Annotated in this window: 18 protein-coding genes; 11 read left to right on the top strand and 7 right to left on the bottom strand. The window is 46.2% G+C overall.

Features of this window, described 5'->3' with window-relative positions; all coding sequences use genetic code 11:
* Positions 1-674 precede the first annotated feature (674 nt).
* Positions 675-1,376, top strand: coding sequence for a DUF4079 domain-containing protein (locus tag QUB16_RS14415; RefSeq protein ID WP_333317032.1), 702 nt, complete (start codon positions 675-677; stop codon positions 1,374-1,376).
* Between the two features lie 321 nt (positions 1,377-1,697).
* Here QUB16_RS14415 and QUB16_RS14410 read toward each other — a convergent pair whose 3' ends face one another.
* The 3 genes from QUB16_RS14410 to QUB16_RS14400 all read right to left on the bottom strand — a co-directional run bounded on the left by QUB16_RS14410 (position 1,698) and on the right by QUB16_RS14400 (position 6,881).
* Complete coding sequence (locus tag QUB16_RS14410) at positions 1,698-2,576, bottom strand: sugar ABC transporter permease (RefSeq protein ID WP_333317022.1); 879 nt, start codon at positions 2,574-2,576, stop codon at positions 1,698-1,700.
* A 178-nt stretch (positions 2,577-2,754) separates the two neighbouring features.
* A complete protein-coding gene (locus QUB16_RS14405) occupies positions 2,755-4,218 on the bottom strand; it encodes a CIA30 family protein (protein ID WP_333317020.1) in 1,464 nt (487 codons plus the stop codon).
* A gap of 143 nt (positions 4,219-4,361) precedes the next feature.
* Entirely contained in the window at positions 4,362-6,881 is a 2,520-nt protein-coding gene (locus QUB16_RS14400; RefSeq protein ID WP_333317018.1) for an ATP-binding protein, read from the bottom strand.
* Positions 6,882-7,371: 490 nt separating this feature from the next.
* Here QUB16_RS14400 and QUB16_RS14395 point away from each other — a divergent pair, with 490 nt between their 5' ends.
* Positions 7,372-7,746, top strand: a complete 375-nt coding sequence (locus tag QUB16_RS14395; RefSeq protein WP_333317016.1) for a hypothetical protein — start codon at positions 7,372-7,374, stop codon at positions 7,744-7,746.
* 136 nt (positions 7,747-7,882) lie between these two features.
* On the opposite strand, the gene QUB16_RS14390 is transcribed toward QUB16_RS14395, so the two are convergent.
* The gene (locus QUB16_RS14390; RefSeq protein ID WP_333317013.1) at positions 7,883-8,740 is read right to left on the bottom strand and encodes an Hpt domain-containing protein; all 858 of its coding nucleotides are present in this window, start codon (positions 8,738-8,740) and stop codon (positions 7,883-7,885) included.
* Between the two features lie 191 nt (positions 8,741-8,931).
* A complete protein-coding gene (locus QUB16_RS14385) occupies positions 8,932-9,858 on the bottom strand; it encodes a DMT family transporter (protein ID WP_333317012.1) in 927 nt (308 codons plus the stop codon).
* Between the two features lie 209 nt (positions 9,859-10,067).
* On the opposite strand from QUB16_RS14385, the gene QUB16_RS14380 reads away from it, so the two are divergent.
* The 3 genes from QUB16_RS14380 to QUB16_RS14370 all read left to right on the top strand — a co-directional run bounded on the left by QUB16_RS14380 (position 10,068) and on the right by QUB16_RS14370 (position 12,283).
* On the top strand, positions 10,068-10,205 hold the full coding sequence (locus QUB16_RS14380; protein ID WP_333317010.1) for a hypothetical protein: 138 nt from the start codon (positions 10,068-10,070) through the stop codon (positions 10,203-10,205).
* An 82-nt stretch (positions 10,206-10,287) separates the two neighbouring features.
* Positions 10,288-11,091, top strand: a complete 804-nt coding sequence (locus tag QUB16_RS14375) for an SDR family oxidoreductase (RefSeq protein ID WP_333317008.1) — start codon at positions 10,288-10,290, stop codon at positions 11,089-11,091.
* A 184-nt stretch (positions 11,092-11,275) separates the two neighbouring features.
* Positions 11,276-12,283 carry an NAD(P)-dependent alcohol dehydrogenase gene (locus tag QUB16_RS14370; RefSeq protein ID WP_333317006.1) on the top strand — a complete coding sequence of 336 codons (1,008 nt, stop codon included), beginning with the start codon at positions 11,276-11,278 and terminating at the stop codon, positions 12,281-12,283.
* A gap of 60 nt (positions 12,284-12,343) precedes the next feature.
* On the opposite strand, the gene QUB16_RS14365 is transcribed toward QUB16_RS14370, so the two are convergent.
* Complete coding sequence (locus QUB16_RS14365) at positions 12,344-13,153, bottom strand: calcium-binding protein (RefSeq protein ID WP_333287358.1); 810 nt, start codon at positions 13,151-13,153, stop codon at positions 12,344-12,346.
* 198 nt (positions 13,154-13,351) lie between these two features.
* On the opposite strand from QUB16_RS14365, the gene QUB16_RS14360 reads away from it, so the two are divergent.
* Complete coding sequence (locus QUB16_RS14360) at positions 13,352-14,332, top strand: ATP-binding cassette domain-containing protein (protein ID WP_333317004.1); 981 nt, start codon at positions 13,352-13,354, stop codon at positions 14,330-14,332.
* Here the strand turns inward: QUB16_RS14360 and QUB16_RS14355 are convergent.
* Positions 14,274-15,059, bottom strand: a complete 786-nt coding sequence (locus tag QUB16_RS14355) for a hypothetical protein (protein ID WP_333317002.1) — start codon at positions 15,057-15,059, stop codon at positions 14,274-14,276. The two genes, QUB16_RS14360 and QUB16_RS14355, sit on opposite strands and share 59 nt — an antisense overlap.
* 124 nt (positions 15,060-15,183) lie before the next feature.
* Here QUB16_RS14355 and QUB16_RS14350 point away from each other — a divergent pair, with 124 nt between their 5' ends.
* The 5 genes from QUB16_RS14350 to QUB16_RS14330 all read left to right on the top strand — a co-directional run bounded on the left by QUB16_RS14350 (position 15,184) and on the right by QUB16_RS14330 (position 22,762).
* Positions 15,184-15,972 (top strand): ABC-2 family transporter protein, encoded by a 789-nt coding sequence (locus QUB16_RS14350; RefSeq protein WP_333317000.1) that lies wholly within the window; start codon positions 15,184-15,186, stop codon positions 15,970-15,972.
* A gap of 433 nt (positions 15,973-16,405) precedes the next feature.
* Positions 16,406-18,970, top strand: coding sequence for a nitrite reductase large subunit NirB (gene nirB / locus QUB16_RS14345; protein ID WP_333316998.1), 2,565 nt, complete (start codon positions 16,406-16,408; stop codon positions 18,968-18,970).
* Between the two features lie 410 nt (positions 18,971-19,380).
* Positions 19,381-19,740 carry a nitrite reductase small subunit NirD gene (gene nirD, locus QUB16_RS14340; RefSeq protein ID WP_333316996.1) on the top strand — a complete coding sequence of 120 codons (360 nt, stop codon included), beginning with the start codon at positions 19,381-19,383 and terminating at the stop codon, positions 19,738-19,740.
* 217 nt (positions 19,741-19,957) lie between these two features.
* Positions 19,958-22,051 (top strand): HEAT repeat domain-containing protein, encoded by a 2,094-nt coding sequence (locus tag QUB16_RS14335; protein WP_333316994.1) that lies wholly within the window; start codon positions 19,958-19,960, stop codon positions 22,049-22,051.
* Positions 22,052-22,312: 261 nt separating this feature from the next.
* Complete coding sequence (locus tag QUB16_RS14330; RefSeq protein WP_333316992.1) at positions 22,313-22,762, top strand: REP-associated tyrosine transposase; 450 nt, start codon at positions 22,313-22,315, stop codon at positions 22,760-22,762.
* Positions 22,763-22,897: the final 135 nt, after the last annotated feature.

Genomic DNA, 22,897 nt, shown 5'->3' with positions numbered 1-22,897 from the left:
TATCAATTACGCACTTGATTTAGCTAAACACTTGATCTTATCATGTTTTAGGTTGAAATTAAGATGCGTTTACCCTGCTTTGGCAGTGGGTTCAATTAGTGGATTGCCTCCCTAAACTTCAGGGCTTAAACCGTTCCAAATTAGGTCTTCAAATTATAACTTATCCGGGTCATTTGGTTGAGTTCGGCGCAGAAGTGATTTCACTCTCGCTAGGAGTTCTTCAATACTGAAAAGCCAGTAACATATAGGCTCAAAGTGATGCAGGGAATTAGTGGCTAACCGGCGCTGACATTACCGCCAGCAGTTTTAATTTCCCTGAGAACAAGGTAATTGTAATTGCTCCATTGCGTAATTGAGAAACCTGTAGCTCACCCAACGGCAACTGCTATAGCAATCCTAAATGATTCAGATAAATTTGTAGGGGTAGCACTACCCCTACAATAATTATGCAAATGATTTACGATTGCTATATATCTTCTTATTGCTTAACATCTCCGGTGAATTACCCCTCATAAAGCGTGTTTGTAGTCAGGACTTTAGCCCTCTCTATGCGGCTGAATAATCACTATTAGTCCTGACTACAAACTTACTGTGCTTAGATCGCCGGGTATGATATTATGTATCGCAAAAACCGGGTTGATGAAGCCAACCCTCCTCAACAAAAAAGGAACTCTATGGAATTTAAAGATTTTCTGGGTTTGCTGCATCCTATTTTAGCTGTAGTGATTGTTTTTCCTATGCTTGGTGTTGTTCTGAATATGGCGTGGCAAACTATGCAGCGTCGGAAGCAAATTGCGATCGACACCAAGAGCAAAATTCCACCTGTAGTCGGTTCCGAACACGTCAAAGCAGGTCGAATTCTGTCAGGTTCTGTGGTAGGAGTGACGTTGGTGGGTCTAGCCTACCCGATTTTTGAGCATATTTTGAGCAAGGATGTTTGGAGCAAAAACTCGTTTCAGGTCATTTTCATCATTCTGATGTTTGTTGCTACGATCGGCTCTTTGGTAATGCTATATCGAGCGACACCCGCTTTATGGCGCGGCATATTTGCGACCCTAACAGGTACTGGTTTGGTGATTCTTGGCACTCAAGATGGCGTTTATCGGCGAACCAATGAATGGTATTGGTCTCACTACTACATTGGCATCACCGCTGCGCTAATTATGGTTTTTTCCCTTGCCATCATTGAAGACATTTACAAAGACCGCTCAAATCGCTGGCGCACTATCCATGTGATCTTGAACTCGATCGCTGTGCTGCTGTTTCTGGGACAGGGAATGACCGGAACCAGAGATTTATTAGAAATTCCTCTGAACTGGCAGAAACCCTATATTTATACCTGTGATTTCACCAATAAGACCTGCCCAAAACCGTGAGCGATCGCATTACTTCGAGATTCAAGTCTAAAATTAGTAGAAATTAGAAGGGCGGGACACCCCACAAGCAATTTGATCTATTGTGGAACAGGCATCTTGCCTGTTCTTGAGATGTGATGTATTGTGGAACAGGCATCTTGCCTGTTCTGGAGATGTGATCTATTGTGGAACAGGCATCTTGCCTGTTCTGGAGATGTGATCTATTGTGGAACAGGCATCTTGCCTGTTATTGAGATGTGATCTATTGTGGAACAGGCATCTTGCCTGTTATTGAGATAAGAATGGTGCAATATCTCAGTCACTACTAATCAGTAATACATCTTAATCATTGCGAGTCAAACCCTGAAGGCTAACTTGCAAAATCGACAAACCCAAAATTAGCAAAAACAAAACCAGCCCGATCGTACAAGCATAGCCAATTTCCAAATCCTTAAAAGCCCGTTCGTAAAGATAATAAACCACAGTCTTAGAACTATTGCGAGGCCCGCCCTGAGTCATAATATAAACTTCTTCAAAAACCTTAGTAGCAGAAATCGCCGAAATTACCGCTACCAAAACTAAATAAGGCTTCATCAGCGGCACAGTAATATCCCAGTGCTTTCCCAAACCATCAGAACCATCAATAGCAGCCGCCTCATAAAGTTCTGCCGGAATAGCTTGCAGCCCTGCCAAATAAATCACCATGTAATAGCCCAATCCTTTCCAGATAGTAACCGCCATGACGCTAAAGATTGCTAACTTCGGATTAGCCAGCCAAGAAACAGGAGGTAAACCCAACAATTCCCCCAACTGATTCAGCAATCCAGTCTCAGCAAACAGCCACTTCCAAGCAATCCCGGCGACAACCATTGAAATCACCGCTGGCGTGTAGTATGCTGCACGAAACCAGTTCATCCCCTTAAGTTTTTGATTGCACAAAATCGCCATTCCCAACGGTAGAACAACCAATACAGGCACAACACAGGTGAGATATAGCAGCGTATTCGTCAAAGTTTGCCAAAATACTCGATCGCCCCACAACCTCTCAAAATTCTTCAACCCCACCCACTGCGGCATTTGAGTCAAATCATATTCGTAGTTGGTAAAACTCAAATAAAAAGCTTGCACCGCCGGCCACAAAACAGTCAAACTCAAAATAAATAAAGCAGGTAGCAAAAACAAATAAGGAGTCAGGTTTCGTCGCAAAAAAGTCAAAGGCATAGTAATTGGTAATTGGTAATTTTACTCGTTAACAGGCAAGGCCTGGGAACCAGTTATAAAACTCGCATTTGTAGGATGCTATTCGGCGCACCGGCGCTGAGTCGTGGAAAAGATTTCTTGTCCCCCCCTTATTAAGGGGGGTTAGGGGGGATCTAGACTTCGACCCTACAAATAATAATTATTTAACTCCCGAAAACAAAGCCTGCCAGTCTCCGGGAGAACTGGCATTTTCCCCCTCTTTCACCTCAAAAGTAACCTTGCAAGCTTGAGGTTGTTCCAAAGCCTCCACGCACAATTCTGCAATATCTTCGCGACTGACTTTGCCCCTAATATTGTCTCCTTGCTCAAATATTAAAGCTTTGCCTCCCGGTTCTTCAGTCAAAGCGCAAGGTCTGACAACAGTATAAGGTATGCCGCTCGATCGCACACAATCTTCCCCTTTCAACTTCCAAGTCAAAATCCCCCCCAACATATCATTCATCCTGACTGCCGGCGGTTCTTCTTCCAAGTTAATTCCAGGGCGGCCAGGGCGGGTAACTCCTGCCGAACTCACCATCACAAATCGCGGCAAAGTCTGTCCCCCATCAGCTTTAATATATTCTAACTCCAGTTGAAAAATACCCGGTGTAAATTTCGGGTTGAGCGCGCCATCATATTCAAACTTGCTCAACATTAACTGAAAAGAAAAAATAGTGCTGGCATCAAATTTAGAGCCATCTTTGACAGTTTTGGCGCGGAATACTGGAATTAATTGATCAAAAGGAACAGTGACAGTAATCCAGATATTGTAAACAGTATCAAACGAATAGCAATACCCAATTCCATCCCATTTAGCTTCGTTGCGAACAATCAATTTGTAGCGCTTGCCGTCCCCTTTGACACGCAGTTGGAGGCCGCTAAATCCTGCGAGATTCAGCGGAGTCTCAAAGTTGCGGGTACGCACCGAAGCAAAGCCGCCCGAGTTGGCGGTAGAAACATTGCCTGTGAAGATAGCTGTATTGTCTGTCAGCCGGATAGAACTTTCGCTGGTGCCGCCCATCACGATGTCGTCGAGGGCTCCCCAAGTTTCTTTTAAATCTTGGCTGGGTTTTGTGAAGTCAAAAATTATTTTTTCGCCTGCTTGAATTAGCTGGCGGCGAACAGCTTGCACTAAATTATTGAGGCCTTTGTATTCCACGATTTCGGGAACATCGACAACTTCCGGCATATAAAATTTGATGCCTTGATAGTATTTTTCCCGCGTTGGGGTGTCTCCTTCTACCGGTTGAACTTTTGTGCCGGTACAGCAGATAACTGCTTCTATGCCCTCGGTTACTAACGGTGTTAGGGTTTCTGCCAGAGTGATATCTCCTTCGACTAACTCGACATTTTTGCCGAGAATTTCTGTTGCTCTTTTGGTATCTCTGACGAGGGCTCGCACTCTATATCCCCGCTGTTGCAGCCGCTTGACAACTCGCTTCCCGACGCCGCCGGTGGCACCGGCTACCAGTATTAGTTTGGGTTGGTCTTTTTTAGTTTGGCTGCTGCTTCCAAAGAGTTGTTGCAGCCAGCTAATGCTGCCAATGAAGGGAATGACGCCGAAATAAGCCAAGGTTTTGAGAAACCGGCCGGCATCCCATTGGGCGGTTTTTTTTTCAGTCATACTAGCTTCCTCTGAATTGGCTCAAATCTACTTAGCTGCTTTTGTATTTTAATCGAATTTTCGATTTTTGAATTGGGGCGATTTCCTCGCCTACCCTTCGGGAACCCCTGCGGGAAGATAGCTTCGCTAGCGCGGACTTTTTTTCACTTGACAATGGGTGTGGGAGGAGTCTGGCTCAAGGGAATCTCAATAATCAACTCGGTTCCCTCTCCGGGGGCGGAAATGCAAGTTAATTTGCCACCGTGTTGTTCTACCGCAATTTCGTGGCTAATCGCCAAACCTATCCCCGCACCTTTGCCCACCTGTTTTGTGGTAAAAAACGGCTCAAAAATTTTCTGGCAAACTTTTTCTTCCATGCCCCAACCGTTGTCCTTGATCCGAACTGCTACGGCTTTTTCTCCGGGACAAAGTTCAGTCACAATCCGAATTTGTCCGTACTTAATTGGCTGTTCTTCGTCGCCGTGAGACGATAAGTTATTGTTGACAAAGGCATCTTCGAGAGCATCAATTGCATTTGTCAGTACATTCATAAATACTTGGTTTATTTGAACTGCGTAACACTCAACCAAAGGCAGAGAGCCATATTCTTTGATGAGATGAATTGCGGGGCGATCGGGCTTCGGTTTGAGTCGGTTGCTCAAAATCAACAAAGCGCTGTCCAATCCGTCGTGAATGTCAACGGGTTTAATCTCTGCTTCGTCAATTCTAGAGAAATTTCGCAGCGACTGAACTATCTCGCGGATGCGGTTAGCTCCTACTTTCATTGAACCCAGCAACTTCGGTAAGTCTTCAACTATGAACTCTAATTCTACTGCTTCTATTTGTGCTTGAATCTCTGGCGAAGGCGAGGGATAGTTCCGATCGTAAAGCTGCAATAACTCGATCATTTTTTGACTGTATTCATTAGCATAGCTAAGATTGCCGTAGATGAAGTTAATCGGGTTAGTGACTTCATAAGCTACCGCCGCCACCAACTGTCCCAAACTTGACATTCTTTCGCTTTGCACCAATTGAGTTTGCGCCCGCTTAAGCTCGGACATCGCTGTTTTTAAATTAGCAGTTTTTTCCCGTTCTCTGGCGACTGAGGCTTCTAGTGCTGTATTTAATTTTTCGAGTTTATCGACTTGACACAGCACTATATTAATCATGGCTTTTTTCAGTTCCAATGCAGCGTCTATTTCGCATTGTTTCCAAGGCAACGATTTGTACCTCACATTTTCTTTCCACAGCTCGAAGGATTTCCGAGGAGAAAGTCGAGGGTTGCCCTCTTCATCTTTTTCAACTGGTTTGTTGGGGTTGCCCGCCCAATTTACGGTTTTAATTACTTCCGGGCGAAACCACAAAACGTAGATTTTCTGAGTCGGGGATATTGCTATGGCCAAACACCCGCTGGCAGTGTCTTTAAATTCCTCAGCTTCTGGATAGCATTTGGTCAGCGAGTCTGTGGAAAATATTTCTTTGTTTAGGTGATTTTGCACCCACTGAGTTAAGTATTTGAGCGCTTCTCCCTGAGGTGTTTGCCCGACTCGATAGCAATTGTCTCCAAATACTATTGCTGCTCCCTGGGCGTTGACTGCTTCTAGCAAATTATGCTGACATTTAACTAACACTTGTGACAAGTTTTCGGACGTGGATATGTCTTCAAAAATCTTGGTGAGAATAGATTTTAAGTGTAGTTGGTAGTCGTAGTCTTCGTTTCCTTCTTTTGATTGCAGTTCTAAAGACATTACTTGCCCGATAAATTCGCAGGCGGCGCGCAATTCATAGTTGAGGTGTTTTGGTGTATAGTTGTGGCAAGCAATCAATCCCCACAGTTTTTTGTCTTTGATTAACGAGATTGACATCGAAGCTGCAACGCCCATATTTTGCAGGTATTCTATGTGAATGGGAGAAACGCTCCTCAACACGCTGAAACTCAGGTCTAGGGGCTGGTTGGTAAGAGCATTGTTTCCTGAAACAAGGGGGACTGGTTGATAATTAATATCGGGGATTAACCTCAGCCAATTTAACGCATACAGTTGTCTGGCTTGTTTGGGAATATCTGAGCTGGGGTAGTTTAATCCTAAGAAAGGACTCAGCATTTCTGCTTTGTCTTCAGCAATTACAGCCCCGTTGCCTTCGCGGTCAAATTGATAGACCATAACTCTATCAAATCCCGATATTTTCCTGACTTCTTCTACTGTTATTTGACATAATTCTTTGAGATTTTTGGCACTTTGAATTTTGCTAACCGTGGCTCTTACTGAATGATAAAAGCTAAAAACAGAAAGGTTTTCTGGGCTGGTGGATAATTCTAACTCTACCATCAAACCTTCTTCTCCTCGGTGAAGGATGCAGTCAAATTCTAAAGATTGACCCGCTTTTTTGACAGAGAGTTTAATGGGATTGACTGTTTTTAAGTTTTCCTTTCGCAAACAGGCATTGAGTTTTTCTAGTTGAACTCTATCGAATAATAAGCTCAAATCTTGACCGATCGCACTTTCTGCATCAATTCCTAACAAATCTTGCGTATTTTCACTGACTTGCAGTATTTCTAGTTCAGGTTCTCGTACAACAAGTAGCACCCCGTGTGGCTGAATATGCCCCGATATGTGAATGGGTTCTCTGTCGCAGTTTGTCAAGTCAACTTCTTCGAGTGCGGGAATTGTGATTTGTAGATCCATTTTCTTTGTCTTCCGCTGTAAAATTTCTAGAGGGTTCTATTGATTTGAGATTTGAGAGCAAATTGGCTTTTCCATAATAATCTCATATTGTTCGATCGCATAACGGCTCGATCCCTTGACGGACACTGAGAATCCATCATCCGAGAATCAGCGCATCAAAAATGATTGAGTCGAAAATCAGCCTGCCGTATGTGTTGCTGTTCAAGCCGCCTCAGCCTTCTAGATATTTTACAGACTTGGCTCTTCTATACTATCGCTTCCCTATGTTAATTATCATAGCAATTGTTGCCATTCTTCAAGTATGTTTAATAATTTCCCCCAAACTTTAATATTTGTGGTAAAATTTTGCCTGCTGGAAAAGGGGGAGAGAAATGCGTCTCCAGAGCGGCCTACTTACTGAAATATTAAGTTAAGGTAAGGGTGACAAGATCTGAAAGTCAAGTCACGCTAAGCTCTTTAAGTATACCCAACAGGCCCGACAATTAGACTGATGATCGACTTCAATACAGTTACCGAGTTTTCTTATACCTACTGCATAGCTATCTGTGCCTTTTTAGTTCCGGCCAACTTGCTGACTACTTTGCAGACAGCGATTTTGACAGGACTAAACCGACCTCGAATGCAAATTTGGGCGTCTGTGGTTGTGGCCACCCTTTGGGCTACAGCAATGATATTTCACGTTTTTACCTGGTTCGCGATCGGGGTAGTAATGCCTCCGACATACATCTTGCTAGTTATGGCAATCACTTGTCTGACAATCAATGTCTGGGCGATCGCTCATCCTGCAAGCATGATGCAATTAATTCGAGTTGCGGTATCAGTTGTTAGGGGAGCTTTCAGAAGGAAGAAGGATTTAGTTGTCTAAGAGAGACAGATATAGTTATCTAGCAACTCAAAAAGAATTTGGCAGGGGGTAATGTGAAAAGTTTCAGGGAAAATATTGGTTTCAGAAGAGTTTTTCGGGAGGCAAATCGTGCTTCCGAGGGCTGAGTTTTCAGGGGTTATTCCGGTTCGCGATCGCGACAATCTTCTGTTTCCGGGCCGCGGGGATGGATCGTGCAGTTGAGCAGGTAGCCGCCGTCGCTTCTGCCGTAATAGTAGCGGCATCCGATGCAAATTGCGGGAGGTTCGATCGCACTTTGGTAAACCGGATAATCCGCATTCGCCAGCAGCGAAAAGTCGCGCTGCGTCTGAACATTCCCGATAATAGCACCGGATAGTTCGACACCTTGGCGGATGTTTTCGATCCTGGTGTAAGGCGGCAGGTAAATGTCAACACAAAGGCGTATGCCCTGGCTATCCTGCTCGTGGCGGGTAATAGTGCCTCCGAGCAAACCGACGCGCGAAGCGATAGCCGAGGAAAATTCGCTCAGGGAGGTGCAGTAACCGGAGAAAACGTGAATATGTTCGTCCGTAGTAGCTCTCAGAGTCAGGCGAGTGGGAATTCGCACTCTCAGGTAAGCGTCGAGTTCGTCAAAAACCGGTTCGGCGAGGGAGAGCATTTGGCTTGCGTCTTCGTGGTTGAGCCCAAAACCCTTAGAAACCTTGGACACGAGGGCTGCTAAAATATCAAAAACTTCGGTTAAGAGCGATTGTAGCCTGCTATCAATGGCGATCGGACATTCTCTCAGCAGCTTTAAATAATCCTCCAACCGATGAGCAATGCGCTGAATGCTGCTAAATCCGAGCATAGCTGCTCTCCCTTTAATCGAGTGCGAGGCTCGGATGAGCTGGTGTATTCTTTGGGGAGCTGCCACGGTGTTTTGCAGGTCCTGCAAGCCTTGTTCGATAATTTGGCTCTGTTCTGTGGCTTCTTCGATAAAGTAGCCGATGATCCGCTGTAGTTGTTCTGGCAGCATAATTTTATTCTCCGAAAGGCAGCCGAGTATTATTAGTCATTAGTCATTAGTCATTAGTCATTAGTCATTACTCAGACATTTGATAGTTTGGAACTGATATTTAACTGATGAGTTATTGGGGTTTTTAAGCCCTAATTTGTTTTATTCTGACTCACGGCAACTGTAGTGGCAATGTCGAAAACTGTTAACTCTTAAGTGTTGACAGTAATTTTTTTTGCTCCGACGGTAGCGGTTGCTACCCCCAACAGCAGCACCGCAGCACCTGCGAGTACCGCCGGCCCCGGCATTTCCCCAAACAGCAAATAACCCAACCAACTCGCCGCCACCGGTTCAAACAAGATGGCAAGAGTTACCAGAGTTGGGGAAATCTGCATTACAGCCCAGTTCAAAATAGTGTGGCCGACTAACTGAGGCACAGCGGCCGTTAACAAAATATAAAAATATACAATGTCGGGGTAATTAGTATAAGTAGTGCCGAAGGCGAAGGGGAGAGGCAGCAGGACGATCGCAGCAACAGTATAGGCGATCGCGATATAGCCACCAATTCCCAGTCCCCGCCGCTGAGCTTCCCGCCCCAGCAGCAAATACAAGCTGACAGCCCAGGAACCAGCCAGAGCAAGGAAATCGCCTAGCAGTTGGCTGCTGCCGGCATTAGCTGCGCCCGCACTCCCACCAGCGATCGCCATTCCCCCAGTCAGGGCTATAGTAATGCCAGCGATCGACATTTTGCTGAGTTTTTCGCCGAACCAGAAACGCGACAAAAGCGCTACCCAGACAGGATTAGTGGTGACGAGGGCAGTCGAGGCGGCGATCGAAGTATAAGAAAGTGAGGTTATCCAGAGGGCAAAATGCAGGGCGAGACACAAACCCGCAGTAGCAGCATAGCGCCGAGCTCCCGGTTGCAGGGCGTTCCACTGAATTTTCCGCCAAGCCGGAAGCAGAATTAAAGCAGATAAAGTCAGACGAGAGGCCGCGAGTACCAGACTGAAACCCAAACCGCCCGCCCCTGCTGAAAAGTTAGCCAGCCGAATTAAGATTGAGGAAGTTGAGACGGCTAAAACGCCGATAATTAACACTAGGGCGATCGACCAATTCGGCGCTTGTTTCGGAAGATTCATTTTTTAGGTATTGGGCATTGGGCATTGGGAAAATTTACAAAGCAATTTTCGCACAAATTATGAATAATTTCTCTTCTCTTCTTCTCCTCTCCTCTTCTCTCTTCCTTCGTGTCCTAGCGCTTACGCGCGGCTTCGCCTAACGCGCCTTCGCGGTTCGTTAAAACTGAGATGTTGCACCATTCTCAATAAGGCTTTTATGAACAGGCAAGATGCCTGTTCCACAAGAAAATTTATCTTTTGTGGAACGGGCCGGAGAGCCCGTTCTTGAGAATGGTGCAAGATGTGAGTTTAAAAAAGCCTCATCGCAAATCACAGAAAATTGCTATACTCAAGAAATATTAATGTAGAGCGTGCCTAAAATTAGATTACCTCTGTTATAGTTTCAATACCGCCGGGAACGATTTCTCCACTTACAATTTAGAACTATCTATGGCTCCTACAGTTTTGATTACAGGCGCTTCTCAAGGAAGCGGCAAAGCAACAGCAATTTTATTTGCAAGTAAAGGTTACGATGTAGTTATGGTAGCTCGCCAGCCAGAGAGATTGGCAGCAGCAGCGGCTCAAGTGCAGCGAGAAGGCACTTCCGCTGTAGCTATTCCGGGGGATGTTGGCGACATTCACCAAGTGCGGGCGATCGTCCAAAAAGCCCTAGATGCCTGCGGCAACATCGATGTTTTGGTTAACAATGCTGGCATTTGTCTCACGGGGGCGATCGAGCACACTACCTCCGAAGACTGGCAGCAATTAATGAATACCAATTTTTGGGGCTGCGTTAACACAATTCAAGAAATATTGCCACATTTTTTGGAACGAAAAACCGGGACAATAGTCAATGTTGGTTCCATTGGTGGCAAAATGCCTTTGCCTCAAATGACTGCTTATTGTGCCAGCAAATATGCAGTAACCGGTTTAACAGAAACTTTGCGATTGGAATTAGCGCCTCAAGGTATTCACGTTTGCGCCGTGCATCCGGGCCTGATTAACAGCGATTTTTTAGAAAGAGCTCAATTTCGCGATCGAGACGAACCCGCAGTCGAATTGCGCCGTCAGCAAATGAGCAAAATGCTGAAATCTGAGTGGGCAACTCAGCCAGAAGATATTGCTAAAGCTATCTGGGATGCTGTGAAAAATCAGCGTGCAGAAGTTACCGTCGGCCCTGCTTTTGTAGCGTCGGAAGCTTATCGTTTGTTCCCCGGTTTGATGCAGTGGGCAATGGAAAAGGGCAAGTTGTGAGACTTATTGGTAATTGCTAATTGGTAATTGCTAATTGGTAAGGTGCGCCACAAGCACCAGACAAATTATTAGTAACGCGCATCAGTCCTAGGGATATGTTCACCGGAATATATACAACTAAAGAAAGAGACTGTGAAAGCCGCCCGAACACTATAATAATGGCAAACAAACCAGGACATACACCATGCAAATCAAAGCACTTGCAGTTACAAAAACAGGCGGATTGCTTGAAGAATACAAATTCGATGTCGCCCCTCCAAAAGTACATGAATGTATTATCAAAGTTTTAGCCTGCGGCATTTGTCACTCTGACTTGCACATGATTGACAATGACTGGGGTCAATCAAAATATCCCCTCGTTCCGGGCCACGAAGTTATCGGAGAAGTGGCAGAAATAGGGCCGCAAGTGACTCATTTAAAAGTGGGCGATCGCGTTGGTGTCGGCTGGCAAAGGTCGTCTTGTTTGCAGTGCCGCGACTGCTTGCGGGGTAACGAAAATCTCTGCGATGAAAACCAGGGATTAATTGTTACAGGGCCGGGCGGTTTTGCCGATTATTTGATGGTAGATTCCCGCTTTGCTTTTCCTATTCCCAAAGGCATCGATTCCAACGTAGCGGGGCCGCTGTTGTGCGGCGGAATTACGGTTTACGCCGGTTTGCGAAATGCGGGGATGAGTTCCGGGCAAGAAATTGGAATTCTCGGCATCGGCGGTTTGGGACACATGGCGGTGCAATTTGCGAAAAAATTAGGCAACCGCGTTACAGTTTTTACTACTTCCCAAGATAAGGCAGAATTTGCACATAAAATGGGAGCGGACGAAGCTATTGTAGTAGGAAAAGGTGAAGTTCCTCAAGCCCCCAGCAGCAAATTAGATATTTTGTTGAGCACTGTTCCTGCTGCTTTAGATTGGGTTCCGTACATTGATTTTCTCGATTCTAACGGTGCGCTTGCTTTTGTGGGAGTTCCCGACGAACCTTTGAGCATTCCGTTATTTTCGCTGCTGATGAAGCAACGCCGAATTGTGAGTTCTCTCATCGGCGGTCGCGCTATGATTAATGAAATGCTGGCAATTGCAGAGAAGTTTGAGATTGAGCCGATTGTCGAAGTTTTTGCGATCGCACAAGCGAATGAAGCAATCCAGAAAGTCCGCGACAATCAAGTGCGCTATCGCGCAGTTTTGACGGTGAGTTAGATAATGGGTAATGGGTAAGGTGCGCCTAGCGCACCCTACTAGAGATATATAAGCAACGAATTAAAGCAAAGAATTAGCATTAATAAAACGACCGTTTAAATCGGCTGGGGTCACGTTCAACACAGTACCCAACAAAGCATTAGTAACACCGAATCTAATATTAGTAGCTTCTACACGGCCGTTGCCATCGGGATCTAGACTTCGCTGCGAGATGCCACCCTTGGCTAACAAACTCGTTCCCCCCGCTATAGTTGCAGGATTGATCAGCAGCAGTCTCGGATCGTTCAAGCTATAAGTTACCTGTTCCAAAGAGATATTGCTGCTGGTAAATGCCACACTAATTCCAATCGAATCGCTAGACTTATCAAAATCCACAATTGCCGCGTCAGGAACTTCAATTCCAACTACTCGGATGCCCGCTTGATCGACTCTAAAAACAAATACATCGCTCCCCCCACCACCTTGGTAAATATCCACATCTCTGTCGCCAATTAAAGTATCATTACCGTCTCCGCCCACTAACAAATCAACACCTTGTCCTCCGCGCAACAAATCATTTCCCGCACCCCCATCAAGGAAATCGCTATTTCTATCTCCTGTCAAGAAATCGTCGCCAGTTTCTCCCAAAACATCGTCATCATCTTTGCCGGCGTAAATAGAATCATTGCCGACACCGCCTAACAGACTGTCTTTACCATCGTTGCCGAAAATCCGTTCTGCATCTGACGAACCCCTGACAGTATCATTGCCGCCCACCATCCAAAGTCCCCCAGGAAAACTAGCAAGTTGTCCTGGTGCAAGTGTAATATTTTCAGGAGAATTGTCTCCTACCAAACGAGAGATGCCTGAATTATCTGGTGTGAGTACCATATTTGTAAACTTGATGCGATGTGAGCATGGATATTGTGCAATATTCTACAGCTTATTAGGGTGCGCCAGAACAGAGTTACTTCCTGACTCGCGATCGAGCAATCGCTGGCGCACCCTACTAGACAGCTCGATCGCTCCATCTTGGCACAAGCCTGATGGAAATACCCTAGATTAAAATAAAAGTTAAAATTTGAGCCGATGCCAATTATCTTAGTTGAAGACTTGAGCAAAGTTTATCCGGTAGCGATTAAAGAACCGGGGCTTAAAGGAACAGTGCGACATTTTTTTAGTCGCACTTACCGCAATATCAAAGCAGTTGAGGGCGTTTCTTTCAGTATTGAACCGGGGGAAGTCGTGGGGTTTCTAGGTGCTAACGGTGCGGGCAAAACTACTACGCTGAAAATGCTGACGGGTTTGATTTATCCGTCTGCGGGTACTGTGAGAGTGTGCGATCGTACTCCTTTCCGTCGCGAAGCAGATTTTCTGCAAAAAATCACCTTAGTAATGGGGCAGAAACAGCAGTTAATTTGGGATTTACCTGTGCTTGACTCTCTGCGAATCAATGCCGCTGTCTACGGCATTCCCGATGCAGATTATCGGCGGCGAGTCGGAGAATTGACAGAGATGCTGTCACTAGAAGGCAAGTTAAATCAGCCGGTACGAAAGCTTTCTTTAGGCGAACGCATGAAAGCTGAATTGATGGCGGCGCTGCTGCACCAGCCGGAGGTATTATTTTTAGATGAACCGACTTTAGGTTTGGATATAAACGCACAGTTTAGCGTCAGGCAATTTCTGCGAGAATATAACGAGCGCTATCAAGCAACGGTGCTATTGACGAGCCATTACATGGCTGACATTACTGCTTTGTGCAAGCGCGTTTTGTTAATCCATGAAGGGCAATTAGTTTATGATGGCAGTTTGGACGGATTGCTCGACAGGTTTGCACCTTATCGGGAAGTTCAGGTAAAATTAGCTAAGCCGCTGGCAAAAGATAGTGCTTTTGCTTACGGGGAGGTAGAATCTATTGAGGGACAATCGGTGCGGTTTTTGGTGAAAAGGGAAGAGCTGACGGTGAGCGTGGCGAAGATTTTGGCGGACTTGGACGTGATAGATTTGACTGTTACCGATCCGCCAATTGAAGAGGTAATTGGTCGAGTTTTTCGCACGGGAAAAGTTTAATGTTTTTGGCTGGCTTCATTCTCCATAACAGGCAAGATGCCTGTTCCACTAGAGTTCCAATGTTGTGTGGAACGGGCATCTTGCCCGTTGCTAAGACCGAAAAATTGAACAGGCAAGATGCCTGTTCCACTAAAGTTTCAATATTTTGTGGAACGGGCATCTTGCCCGTTGCTAAGACCGAAAAATTGCACAGGCAAGATGCCTGTTCCACTAAAGTTTCAATGTTGTGTGGAACGGGCATCTTGCCCGTTGCTAACACCAAAAAATTGAACAGGCAAGATGCCTGTTCCACTAAAGTTTCAATGTGGTGTGGAACGGGCATCTTGCCCGTTGCTAACACCGAAAAATTGCACAGGCAAGATGCCTGTTCCACTAGAGTTCCAATGTTGTGTGGAACGGGCATCTTGCCCGTTGCTAACACCGAAAAATTGAACAGGCAAGATGCCTGTTCCACGAGAGTTTCAATATTTTGTGGAACGGGCATCTTGCCCGTTGCTAACACCGAAAAATTGCACAGGCAAGATGCCTGTTCCACTAAAGTTTCAATATTTTGTGGAACGGGCATCTTGCCCGTTGCTAACACCGAAAAATTGAACAGGCAAGATGCCTGTTCCACTAAAGTTTCAATGTTGTGTGGAACGGGCATCTTGCCCGTTGCTAACACCAAAAAATTGAACAGGCAAGATGCCTGTTCCACTAAAGTTTCAATGTGGTGTGGAACGGGCATCTTGCCCGTTTCTAACACCGAAAAATTGAACAGGCAAGATGCCTGTTCCACTAGAGATTTAGTGTTTTTGTGGAACGGGCATCTTGCCCGTTGCTAACACCGAAAAATTCAATCTACAATTGATATGAACAGAATTGTGAGAATTGCTAAAACTTTGCTAGTTACCTACTACGCTTATATGCTCGAATACCGGGCGGAATTGTTTTTGTGGGCGCTGTCGGGAGCTTTGCCGTTTATCTTGATGGGCGTCTGGATGCAGGCGGCCGAAACTGGTCAATTTGGGCTGAATGCGATCGACTTTGCCCGTTATTTTTTAGCGGCTTTCATTGTCCGGCAAACAAATGTAGTTTGGGTGATTTGGGAGTTTGAAAAGGAAGTAGTGCAAGGCAGGCTATCTAATAGATTGTTGCAGCCTCTCGATCCTGTATGGCACCACTTCGCATCTCACGTTTCCGAAAGGTTTGCGAGGCTGCCGTTTGTATGCGGATTAGCGCTGCTGTTTTTTGCACTTTACCCGCAGTCTTTTTGGCTGCCGAGTTTGGGCAGGTTTTTGCTGTTTTTGTTGGTTATCGTCTTGGCTTTTTGCTTGCGGTTCTTGATACAGTATACCTTTGCGCTGTTTGCTTTTTGGCTGGAAAGGGCAAGTGCGATCGAGCAATTCTGGTTTCTAATTTACCTATTTTTATCGGGACTTGTCGCGCCGCTAGAAGTGTTTCCCGCACCCGTGCGCGAAGTAGTTTTGTGGACGCCTTTTCCTTATTTGATTCATTTTCCCGCTTCAATCTTGATCGGATTGCCCGTAGATCTAGGCCGCGGTTTGTTGGTAATGTTGGGTTGGAGTGCGGTGTTTTTTGTGTGGAATCGCTGGCTTTGGCGGCAGGGCTTGAAGCAGTATTCGGGCATGGGAGCTTAAATAATAATTAAAAATTAGAAAACTGTAAGCTGCGTCACAGTAAAAATGTTAATCGTTTTGTCAAAAAGACGTGACGCACCCTACTTAACGGTCGAGTAATATCATGTCTGATCGATTGACCATAATATCCCGGCCGGGCGGGTTTTTGAGATTGTCAATTATTGGCAGATATTGGCAGGTTTACCCGCCCCTACCTGATTTCGGGTAATCGACCTGACATGATATAAATCTAAAATCTAAAATCTAAAATCTAAAATCTAAAATCGACTGACGCACCTACTTAAGTCGATCGCACACATCATGCAAAAATGCAATCGGAAGTATTCGACAATTGCATAAATCTCCATTTTTTGTATATATAAGTACAAAAGTTTATAATAAAGTCTTATATTAATTAACCCAACGACTGATAAACGGGATAAAAGAGATTCTAATGACAGCCAAAAAAAACCTCATTGTAATCGGCAATGGCATGGTAGGTCACAAGTTCCTGGAGTTAATGGTGAGCTCGGATGCTGCCAAACACTGGAATTTAATTACTTTTTGTGAAGAACCGCGCGTTGCTTACGATCGCGTAAACCTCAGCGGATTTTTCTCTGGCAAAACAGCGGGAGATTTATCTTTAGTTCCACCGGGATTTTATCAAGAAAACGGCATCCAAATTTATATCGGCGACAAAGCAGTCGCCATTAACCGGGAACACAAAATAGTCTCTTCAGCCAACGGTGTAGAAGTCCCATACGACAAAATTGTTCTCGCGACCGGTTCCTATCCATTTGTGCCATCAATTAAAGGCAAAGACGCTACAGGAACTTTTGTTTACCGAACAATTGACGACCTGGAAGCGATGTCAGATTACGCTAAAAATTGCAAAACAGGTGTAGTGATTGGCGGCGGTTTGTTAGGTCTAGAATGTGCTAATGCTCTGCAAAATATGGGTCTAAAAACTCACGTTGTTGAGTTTGCATCGCGGCTGATGCCCGTGCAAGTTGACGAAATTGGCGGTGCGATTCTCTGCAGCAAAATAGAAGAGTTGGGGGTTTCTGTTCATACCAGCAAATCTACCACCGAAATTGTTAGCGAAGATGGCAAAGTTACTAAAATGCTGTTTGCTGACGGTTCGGAATTGGCAACAGATATGATTGTCTTTTCTGCTGGCATTCGCCCCCGCGACGAAATTGCTAGAAGTTGCGGTATAGAAGTAGGAGAACGCGGTGGCATTTTGATTAATGATAGCTGCCAAACCTCCGATCCTGACATTTATGCGATCGGAGAATGCGCCCTTTATCAAAATCGCATCTACGGCTTAGTTGCGCCTGGGTATACAATGGCAAGTGTAGCAGCAGATATTTTGAGCCGTGCAGCGGATGACGGGCAAGATGCCCGTCCCACAAGCACTTTTACAGGTGCGGATATGTCCACTAAACTCAAATTATTGGGGGTGGATGTTGCTAGTTTTGGAGAGCCTTTTCCCAAGTCGGGCGATGCTAAAGAAATTGTTGTCACTGACACCTTCCAAGGCATTTACAAAAAATTAGTTTTAAATCAAGACGGCAGCCGAATTTTAGGCGGAATTCTCGTAGGAGATGCTTCGGCTTACGGCACTTTGCTGCAATTCATGCAAAATGAAATTGCTCTGCCGCCGCATCCCGAAGATTTGTTAATGCCACCGCGAGAAGGGGGATCACCGGCCGGCTTTGGAGTAGACAGTTTGCCGGATTCGGCTCAAATTTGTTCTTGCAATAATGTTACCAAAGGGCAGATTTGTGCAGCGATTCGCGATTATAATTTAACCGATGTTGCCAGCGTCAAGAAATGCACTCAAGCGGGGACGGGTTGCGGTGGCTGCGTGCCTTTAGTGACAGATATCTTCAAGTCGGAGATGAAGAAAGCTGGGTTTGCAGTCAAAAATAATCTTTGCGAACATTTTGAATATTCTCGTCAAGAATTGTACCATTTAGTGCGTTCTCAAGAGATTAAAACCTTTGAGGAGTTGATTGCAAGACACGGCAAAGGTAAGGGTTGCGAAATTTGCAAGCCTGCTGTTGGTTCGATGTTGGCTTCTACTTGGAATGACCATATTTTAGAGAAGTCTCACGTTGGTTTGCAAGATACGAACGATTACTTTTTGGCCAACATTCAGCGCGACGGTACTTATTCGGTGGTGCCGCGAATACCGGGGGGAGAAATCACTCCCGATAAGTTGATTGTTTTGGGGGAAGTTGCCAGGGATTTTGGGCTTTATACTAAGATTACTGGCGGGCAACGGATTGATTTGTTTGGAGCTCGTGTGGATCAATTGCCGCATATTTGGCGTCGGTTGATTGATGCGGGATTTGAGTCGGGACACGCTTACGGTAAGGCTCTGCGTACTGTCAAATCTTGTGTGGGTAGCACTTGGTGCCGCTTTGGGGTGCAGGATTCTACGAGTTTGGCGATCGAAGTTGAATTGCGGTATCGTGGTTTGCGATCGCCCCACAAGCTCAAATCTGCTGTCTCTGGTTGCACTCGCGAATGCGCCGAAGCTCAAAGCAAGGATTTTGGGATAATTGCGACAGAGAATGGTTGGAATTTGTACGTGTGTGGCAATGGCGGCATTAAGCCACAACACGCGGTTTTGCTGGCGACGGATATCGATAAGGAAACGCTGATTAAGTATATCGATCGATTCTTGGTTTTCTACATCCGCACGGCAGACAGATTGGAACGCACTGCTACTTGGTTGAACAAACTTGAGGGCGGGATTGAATACTTGAAACAGGTAATAATTGAGGATTCTCTGGGAATTTGTGCTGAATTAGAAGCGCAGATGGAACATTTAGTGAATACTTATCAATGTGAGTGGAAAACGACGATTGAAGACCCACAAAAGGTGCAGCGATTCCAGCATTTTGTGAATTCCGATTTGCCCGATCCGAGTATTGTTCGTGTTGCGGAACGGGGACAAACGCGGCCGGCTAACGAACATGAAAAGGCTCTCGCTGGAGTTTCGGAATAATCGATCCCCCCTAGCCCCCCTTAATAAGGGGGGGACAAGAGTATTAATCTCGTTCCCAGGCTCTGCCTGGGAATGAATTCCGGGAGGCTATGCCTCCTTCGGCGAGGCGAGGCAGAGCCTCGAAACCTACGCTCCCAGCCGGAGACTGGGAACGAGATTGAAGTAAATTAACAGGAAAAGAAAGCAGAGCCTCAAAACGCGAGGCAAAGCCTCGAAACCTACGCTCCCAGCCGGACAGTGGGAACGAGATTGGAATCAGGGGAGGGAGCAAGAATCTCGTTCCCAGGCTCTGCCTGGGAATGAATTCCGGGAGGCTCTGCCTCCTTCCGCGAGGCGAGGCAGAGCCTCGAAACCTACGTTCCCAGCCGGAGACTGGGAACGAGATTGAAGTAAACTAACAGGAAAAGAAGATGGTTCAATCATTACAAGTTTCCGATACAGTAACAACTTGGGTAGATGTGTGTTCTCTGGATGCGATCGCCCCTTATACTGGAGTTTGCGCTTTAGTTAAAGGCGAACAAGTGGCGATTTTCCGAGTGGGAAACGGAGATGAAGTTTATGCGCTTAGCAATTACGACCCGTTTAGTAAAGCTTTTGTTTTGTCGCGGGGAATTGTGGGCGATCGCAACGGCACTCTCAAAGTTGCTTCTCCCATTTACAAGCAAAACTTTAGTCTCACTACCGGGCAATGTCTGGATGATGAAACGGTAAAGATTCCTACTTTTGCGGTTCGGGTTGTAGCCGCTCGCGTCCAAGTAGCTGTTAGTTAGATTCAGCGGCTTAATTATTCGATCGCCATCCGCCAACACCTAACATTCCTGTGGGTGCTGGCGGGTTTTGCATTGGGGCCCTCCCGACTCAGTATTTTTCGTATAAAATAGAGTCGATTGGTTCCATACTCCAGCATCGCTCAAAAAAATCTCAACTAATATCCGAGCTGATGCGAGGATGGTCAATGCAAACAAACTTAAGGGGCAGGGTATCGGTATGTTGTTAAAAAAACTTGTTTCCGAAAATAATCCCCAGACTGTAGCAGAGTTAATCCATGCCCAACTCAAAATCGGTCAACTGACTTGGGGCGAACTCAACATACAAGTTTTCGGCCAGCACTGGCGGGACGAATCTTTGCACGAAGTCCTCAGAGAAATTGCAGCTAAGCTCGACAAAGAAACAGCGAGCCAAATTATAGAATATCTCACAGATCAGAACGGTCAACAAGAAAAATTTATTAATTTGTTTTTAGCAGCGCAATGCCTGTTAAAAGTTAAAAATGATGTTAATAAAAAAACCGCCAAAAAACTGTTAAACGCTTTAAAAAAGTTATCGCAATACGGTACGGGTTTCCTGATTCTTTATCAAAGCGCTCAAGAATTGCAGGAAACTTATCAAATTCGCAATCGATCGATCGCGGCGATCGCCCAAACTTGGAAAAACGACCCGCAAACCCTGCCCTGGCTGAAAATACTCGCTCACTCCACCGACTGTGGCGAAGTCCGATCCACAGCAGTCGAAGCAATAGCCCGTGGTTGGCCAGACCAGCCAGAAATTTACCTGATGCTCAAAAACCTCGCCAAATCAGATCCAAGCTGGGCAGTGCGATCGACCTGTGTGCGAGAAATGGCTTCTGGTTGGCCAGACACGAGCGATACCTTGCCGCTGCTGACTGCCTTGGCTCAGTTCGATCGAAGTCCCGCAGTTCGCACCGCAGCACTCGAACAATTAGCCTCTAATTGGCCCGATCGCACAGATACCTTGCTGCTGCTGAGAACCGCCGCCGAATCCGACGAAAATTTGGGAGTGCGAGTCGCAGCGTGGCAAGCAATAGCCAGAGGTTGGCACAGCCTTTTAGGCACGGCCTCCCTGCTCAAAAACCTGGCCCAGACAGGAAGTTCTATCCTGCGAACCGTAGCGGTGCGGGAGTTGGCAGCGGGCTGGCCCGCCGCAGCCGACGTTGGCCTGCTGCTGAAAACCCTAGCCGAATCCGACAGCAGTAAAGAAGTGCGGACAGCAGCTTTAGAAGAATTGGCCTCGCACTGGCCCGACGAACCAGACATTTACCCGCTGCTGAAAACTCAAGCCGAGTCCGACGCGAGTTCGAGCGTCCGGCGCTCAGCAGTGCAAGCAATTGCCTCTGGCTGGCCCGGGAACCCCGAAACTCTGACTTTTTTGAAAAATATAGCATTGGGCGATCGCGACGCCGACCTGCGAGAAATAGCCCTACAACAGATAGCCGCAGGTTGGCCCGACCACCCAGAAACCCTGCCCCTGCTGCAAAAAATAGCTGATTCCGAGGATTACTGGACTGTGCGGCAAGTAGTAGTGGAGGCTGTCGCCGCAGTGGCGTCAGGAAGTCTCGAAGTCTTTGGCTGGTTGCAAAATCTCGCCGCGTCAGACAGACACCTCAACGTCCGAGAAACTGCGGTGGAAGAGATCGCAAAACGCTGGTCTCACCGGGGCGAGACGCTGCCTTTCCTCAAAAGCCGGGTCGAGTTGGAGCATGATTCTCACCTGCTGAGCGTGCTAGTGCGATCGATCGTGCGGGGGTGGCCCGACCACCCGGAAACCTTGTCTTGGCTGAAAATTCAGCTCGATTCTGGGGAAGCGCTGGTGCGGCAAGCGGCGGTGCTTGAACTCGCTTACAACTGGCCAGACAATCCTGAAACTTGGATGCTGCTGGAGGCTCAAGCAGAGGGCGATGAGAGTCCCGCTGTCAGGCAAATCGCTTTGCAAAAGTTAGCCCGGGGGCGAACAAATCAGTCTCAAACTTTCGAGTGGCTCAAAAGTAGAGCTCAAAAGGATGAAGATTCGCAGGTGCGGGCGATCGCCCTGGTAGAGTTAATGCGGGGATGGAAAGACGAGCCGGGAATGTTTGAGTTTTTGCGCGATCGAACTTTGAGCGATCCTGACAATCAAAACGGTTCTTTTCCTTACAATCCCAGATTTACAGCACTCGAAGCGATTATCGAACATTATCCCGAAAATCCGGGAGTTGTGCCGTTGTTGCGATCGCTTGCAGTTTCCGACGCAGAAGAGCAAGTGCGGGCCTTAGCGGGTCGTCGGCTACGCAGCCAAGATTGGTAAACAGTGCGACCGTCTCGCTCGTGGCTCACCTTGAATTTTCCCTCTTCTCGAAACAGTGCGAGCGTCCCGCTCGCGGCCAACCTTGAATTTTTCCGACCGCAATTTTTACCTCGCGAGCAAGATGCTCGCACTGAATTTTTCCGACCGCAATTTTTACCTCGCGAGCAAGATGCTCGCACTGAATTTTTCCGACCGCAATTTTTACCTCGCGAGCAAGATGCTCGCACTCTATCAAAACCCTAATAAATTTGAGGCAAATCCATGTCATTCAAACAGCAATTCCTTCAATTACCCCTACCCAAAGATATCTATTTCATAACATTCGTTACCTGGGAAAGACTAGAATTAACTCCCGAAGCTCGACAAGTTGTTCTAGATTCTACCTTGCACTTTCACAACAAAAGATATCAACTATTCGCTGCCGTTATTATCCCAGATCATGTACATTTATTGCTTCAGCCTTTTCGTAAATCTGACTTGCAATACTGGTCAATTGGTAGTCTTCTTCACAGTATTAAAGGTTTCAGTTCTAAAGAAATTCCTAAAGTAATGAAGCATATCGGTAAAGTTTGGCAAGATGGGCGACACGATGAAATTATTAGCAACCGCCAAAATTTTATCAATACGTGGGAATATATCAAACAAAATCCTGTCAAAGCCAACTTGTCAGATACACCTCAAAAATATCCTTTTTTCTGGGAAAATGTTTGATTTTACAAACAGTGCGAGCGTCTCGCTCGCGGCCAACCTTGATTTTTTCCTGTTGTCGAAACAGTGCGAGCGTCTCGCTCGCGGCCAACCTTGATTTTTTCCTGTTGTCGAAACAGTGCGAGCGTCTCGCTCGCG

This window comes from Microcoleus sp. D3_18a_C4, from assembly GCF_036702415.1.
Classification (GTDB): Bacteria; Cyanobacteriota; Cyanobacteriia; order Cyanobacteriales; family Microcoleaceae; genus Microcoleus.
The sequence above is the reverse complement of the archived record's forward strand: the minus strand, read 5'-3'. Positions and strand labels throughout refer to the sequence as shown.

Excerpts from the sequence above, each read along its gene's own strand:
- QUB16_RS14370 (WP_333317006.1), top strand. The coding sequence starts at position 11,276 with ATGCAAATCAAAGCACTTGCAGTTACAAAAACAGGCGGATTGCTTGAA.
- QUB16_RS14390 (WP_333317013.1), bottom strand. The coding sequence starts at position 8,740 with ATGCTGCCAGAACAACTACAGCGGATCATCGGCTACTTTATCGAAGAA.
- QUB16_RS14350 (WP_333317000.1), top strand. The coding sequence starts at position 15,184 with ATGAACAGAATTGTGAGAATTGCTAAAACTTTGCTAGTTACCTACTAC.
- QUB16_RS14355 (WP_333317002.1), bottom strand. The coding sequence starts at position 15,059 with ATGCCCGTTCCACACCACATTGAAACTTTAGTGGAACAGGCATCTTGC.
- nirD (WP_333316996.1), top strand. The coding sequence starts at position 19,381 with ATGGTTCAATCATTACAAGTTTCCGATACAGTAACAACTTGGGTAGAT.
- QUB16_RS14375 (WP_333317008.1), top strand. The coding sequence starts at position 10,288 with ATGGCTCCTACAGTTTTGATTACAGGCGCTTCTCAAGGAAGCGGCAAA.
- QUB16_RS14395 (WP_333317016.1), top strand. The coding sequence starts at position 7,372 with ATGATCGACTTCAATACAGTTACCGAGTTTTCTTATACCTACTGCATA.
- QUB16_RS14405 (WP_333317020.1), bottom strand. The coding sequence starts at position 4,218 with ATGACTGAAAAAAAAACCGCCCAATGGGATGCCGGCCGGTTTCTCAAA.
- QUB16_RS14360 (WP_333317004.1), top strand. The coding sequence starts at position 13,352 with ATGCCAATTATCTTAGTTGAAGACTTGAGCAAAGTTTATCCGGTAGCG.
- QUB16_RS14385 (WP_333317012.1), bottom strand. The coding sequence starts at position 9,858 with ATGAATCTTCCGAAACAAGCGCCGAATTGGTCGATCGCCCTAGTGTTA.
- QUB16_RS14410 (WP_333317022.1), bottom strand. The coding sequence starts at position 2,576 with ATGCCTTTGACTTTTTTGCGACGAAACCTGACTCCTTATTTGTTTTTG.
- nirB (WP_333316998.1), top strand. The coding sequence starts at position 16,406 with ATGACAGCCAAAAAAAACCTCATTGTAATCGGCAATGGCATGGTAGGT.
- QUB16_RS14335 (WP_333316994.1), top strand. The coding sequence starts at position 19,958 with ATGTTGTTAAAAAAACTTGTTTCCGAAAATAATCCCCAGACTGTAGCA.
- QUB16_RS14365 (WP_333287358.1), bottom strand. The coding sequence starts at position 13,153 with ATGGTACTCACACCAGATAATTCAGGCATCTCTCGTTTGGTAGGAGAC.
- QUB16_RS14330 (WP_333316992.1), top strand. The coding sequence starts at position 22,313 with ATGTCATTCAAACAGCAATTCCTTCAATTACCCCTACCCAAAGATATC.
- QUB16_RS14415 (WP_333317032.1), top strand. The coding sequence starts at position 675 with ATGGAATTTAAAGATTTTCTGGGTTTGCTGCATCCTATTTTAGCTGTA.
- QUB16_RS14400 (WP_333317018.1), bottom strand. The coding sequence starts at position 6,881 with ATGGATCTACAAATCACAATTCCCGCACTCGAAGAAGTTGACTTGACA.
- QUB16_RS14380 (WP_333317010.1), top strand. The coding sequence starts at position 10,068 with ATGCCTGTTCCACAAGAAAATTTATCTTTTGTGGAACGGGCCGGAGAG.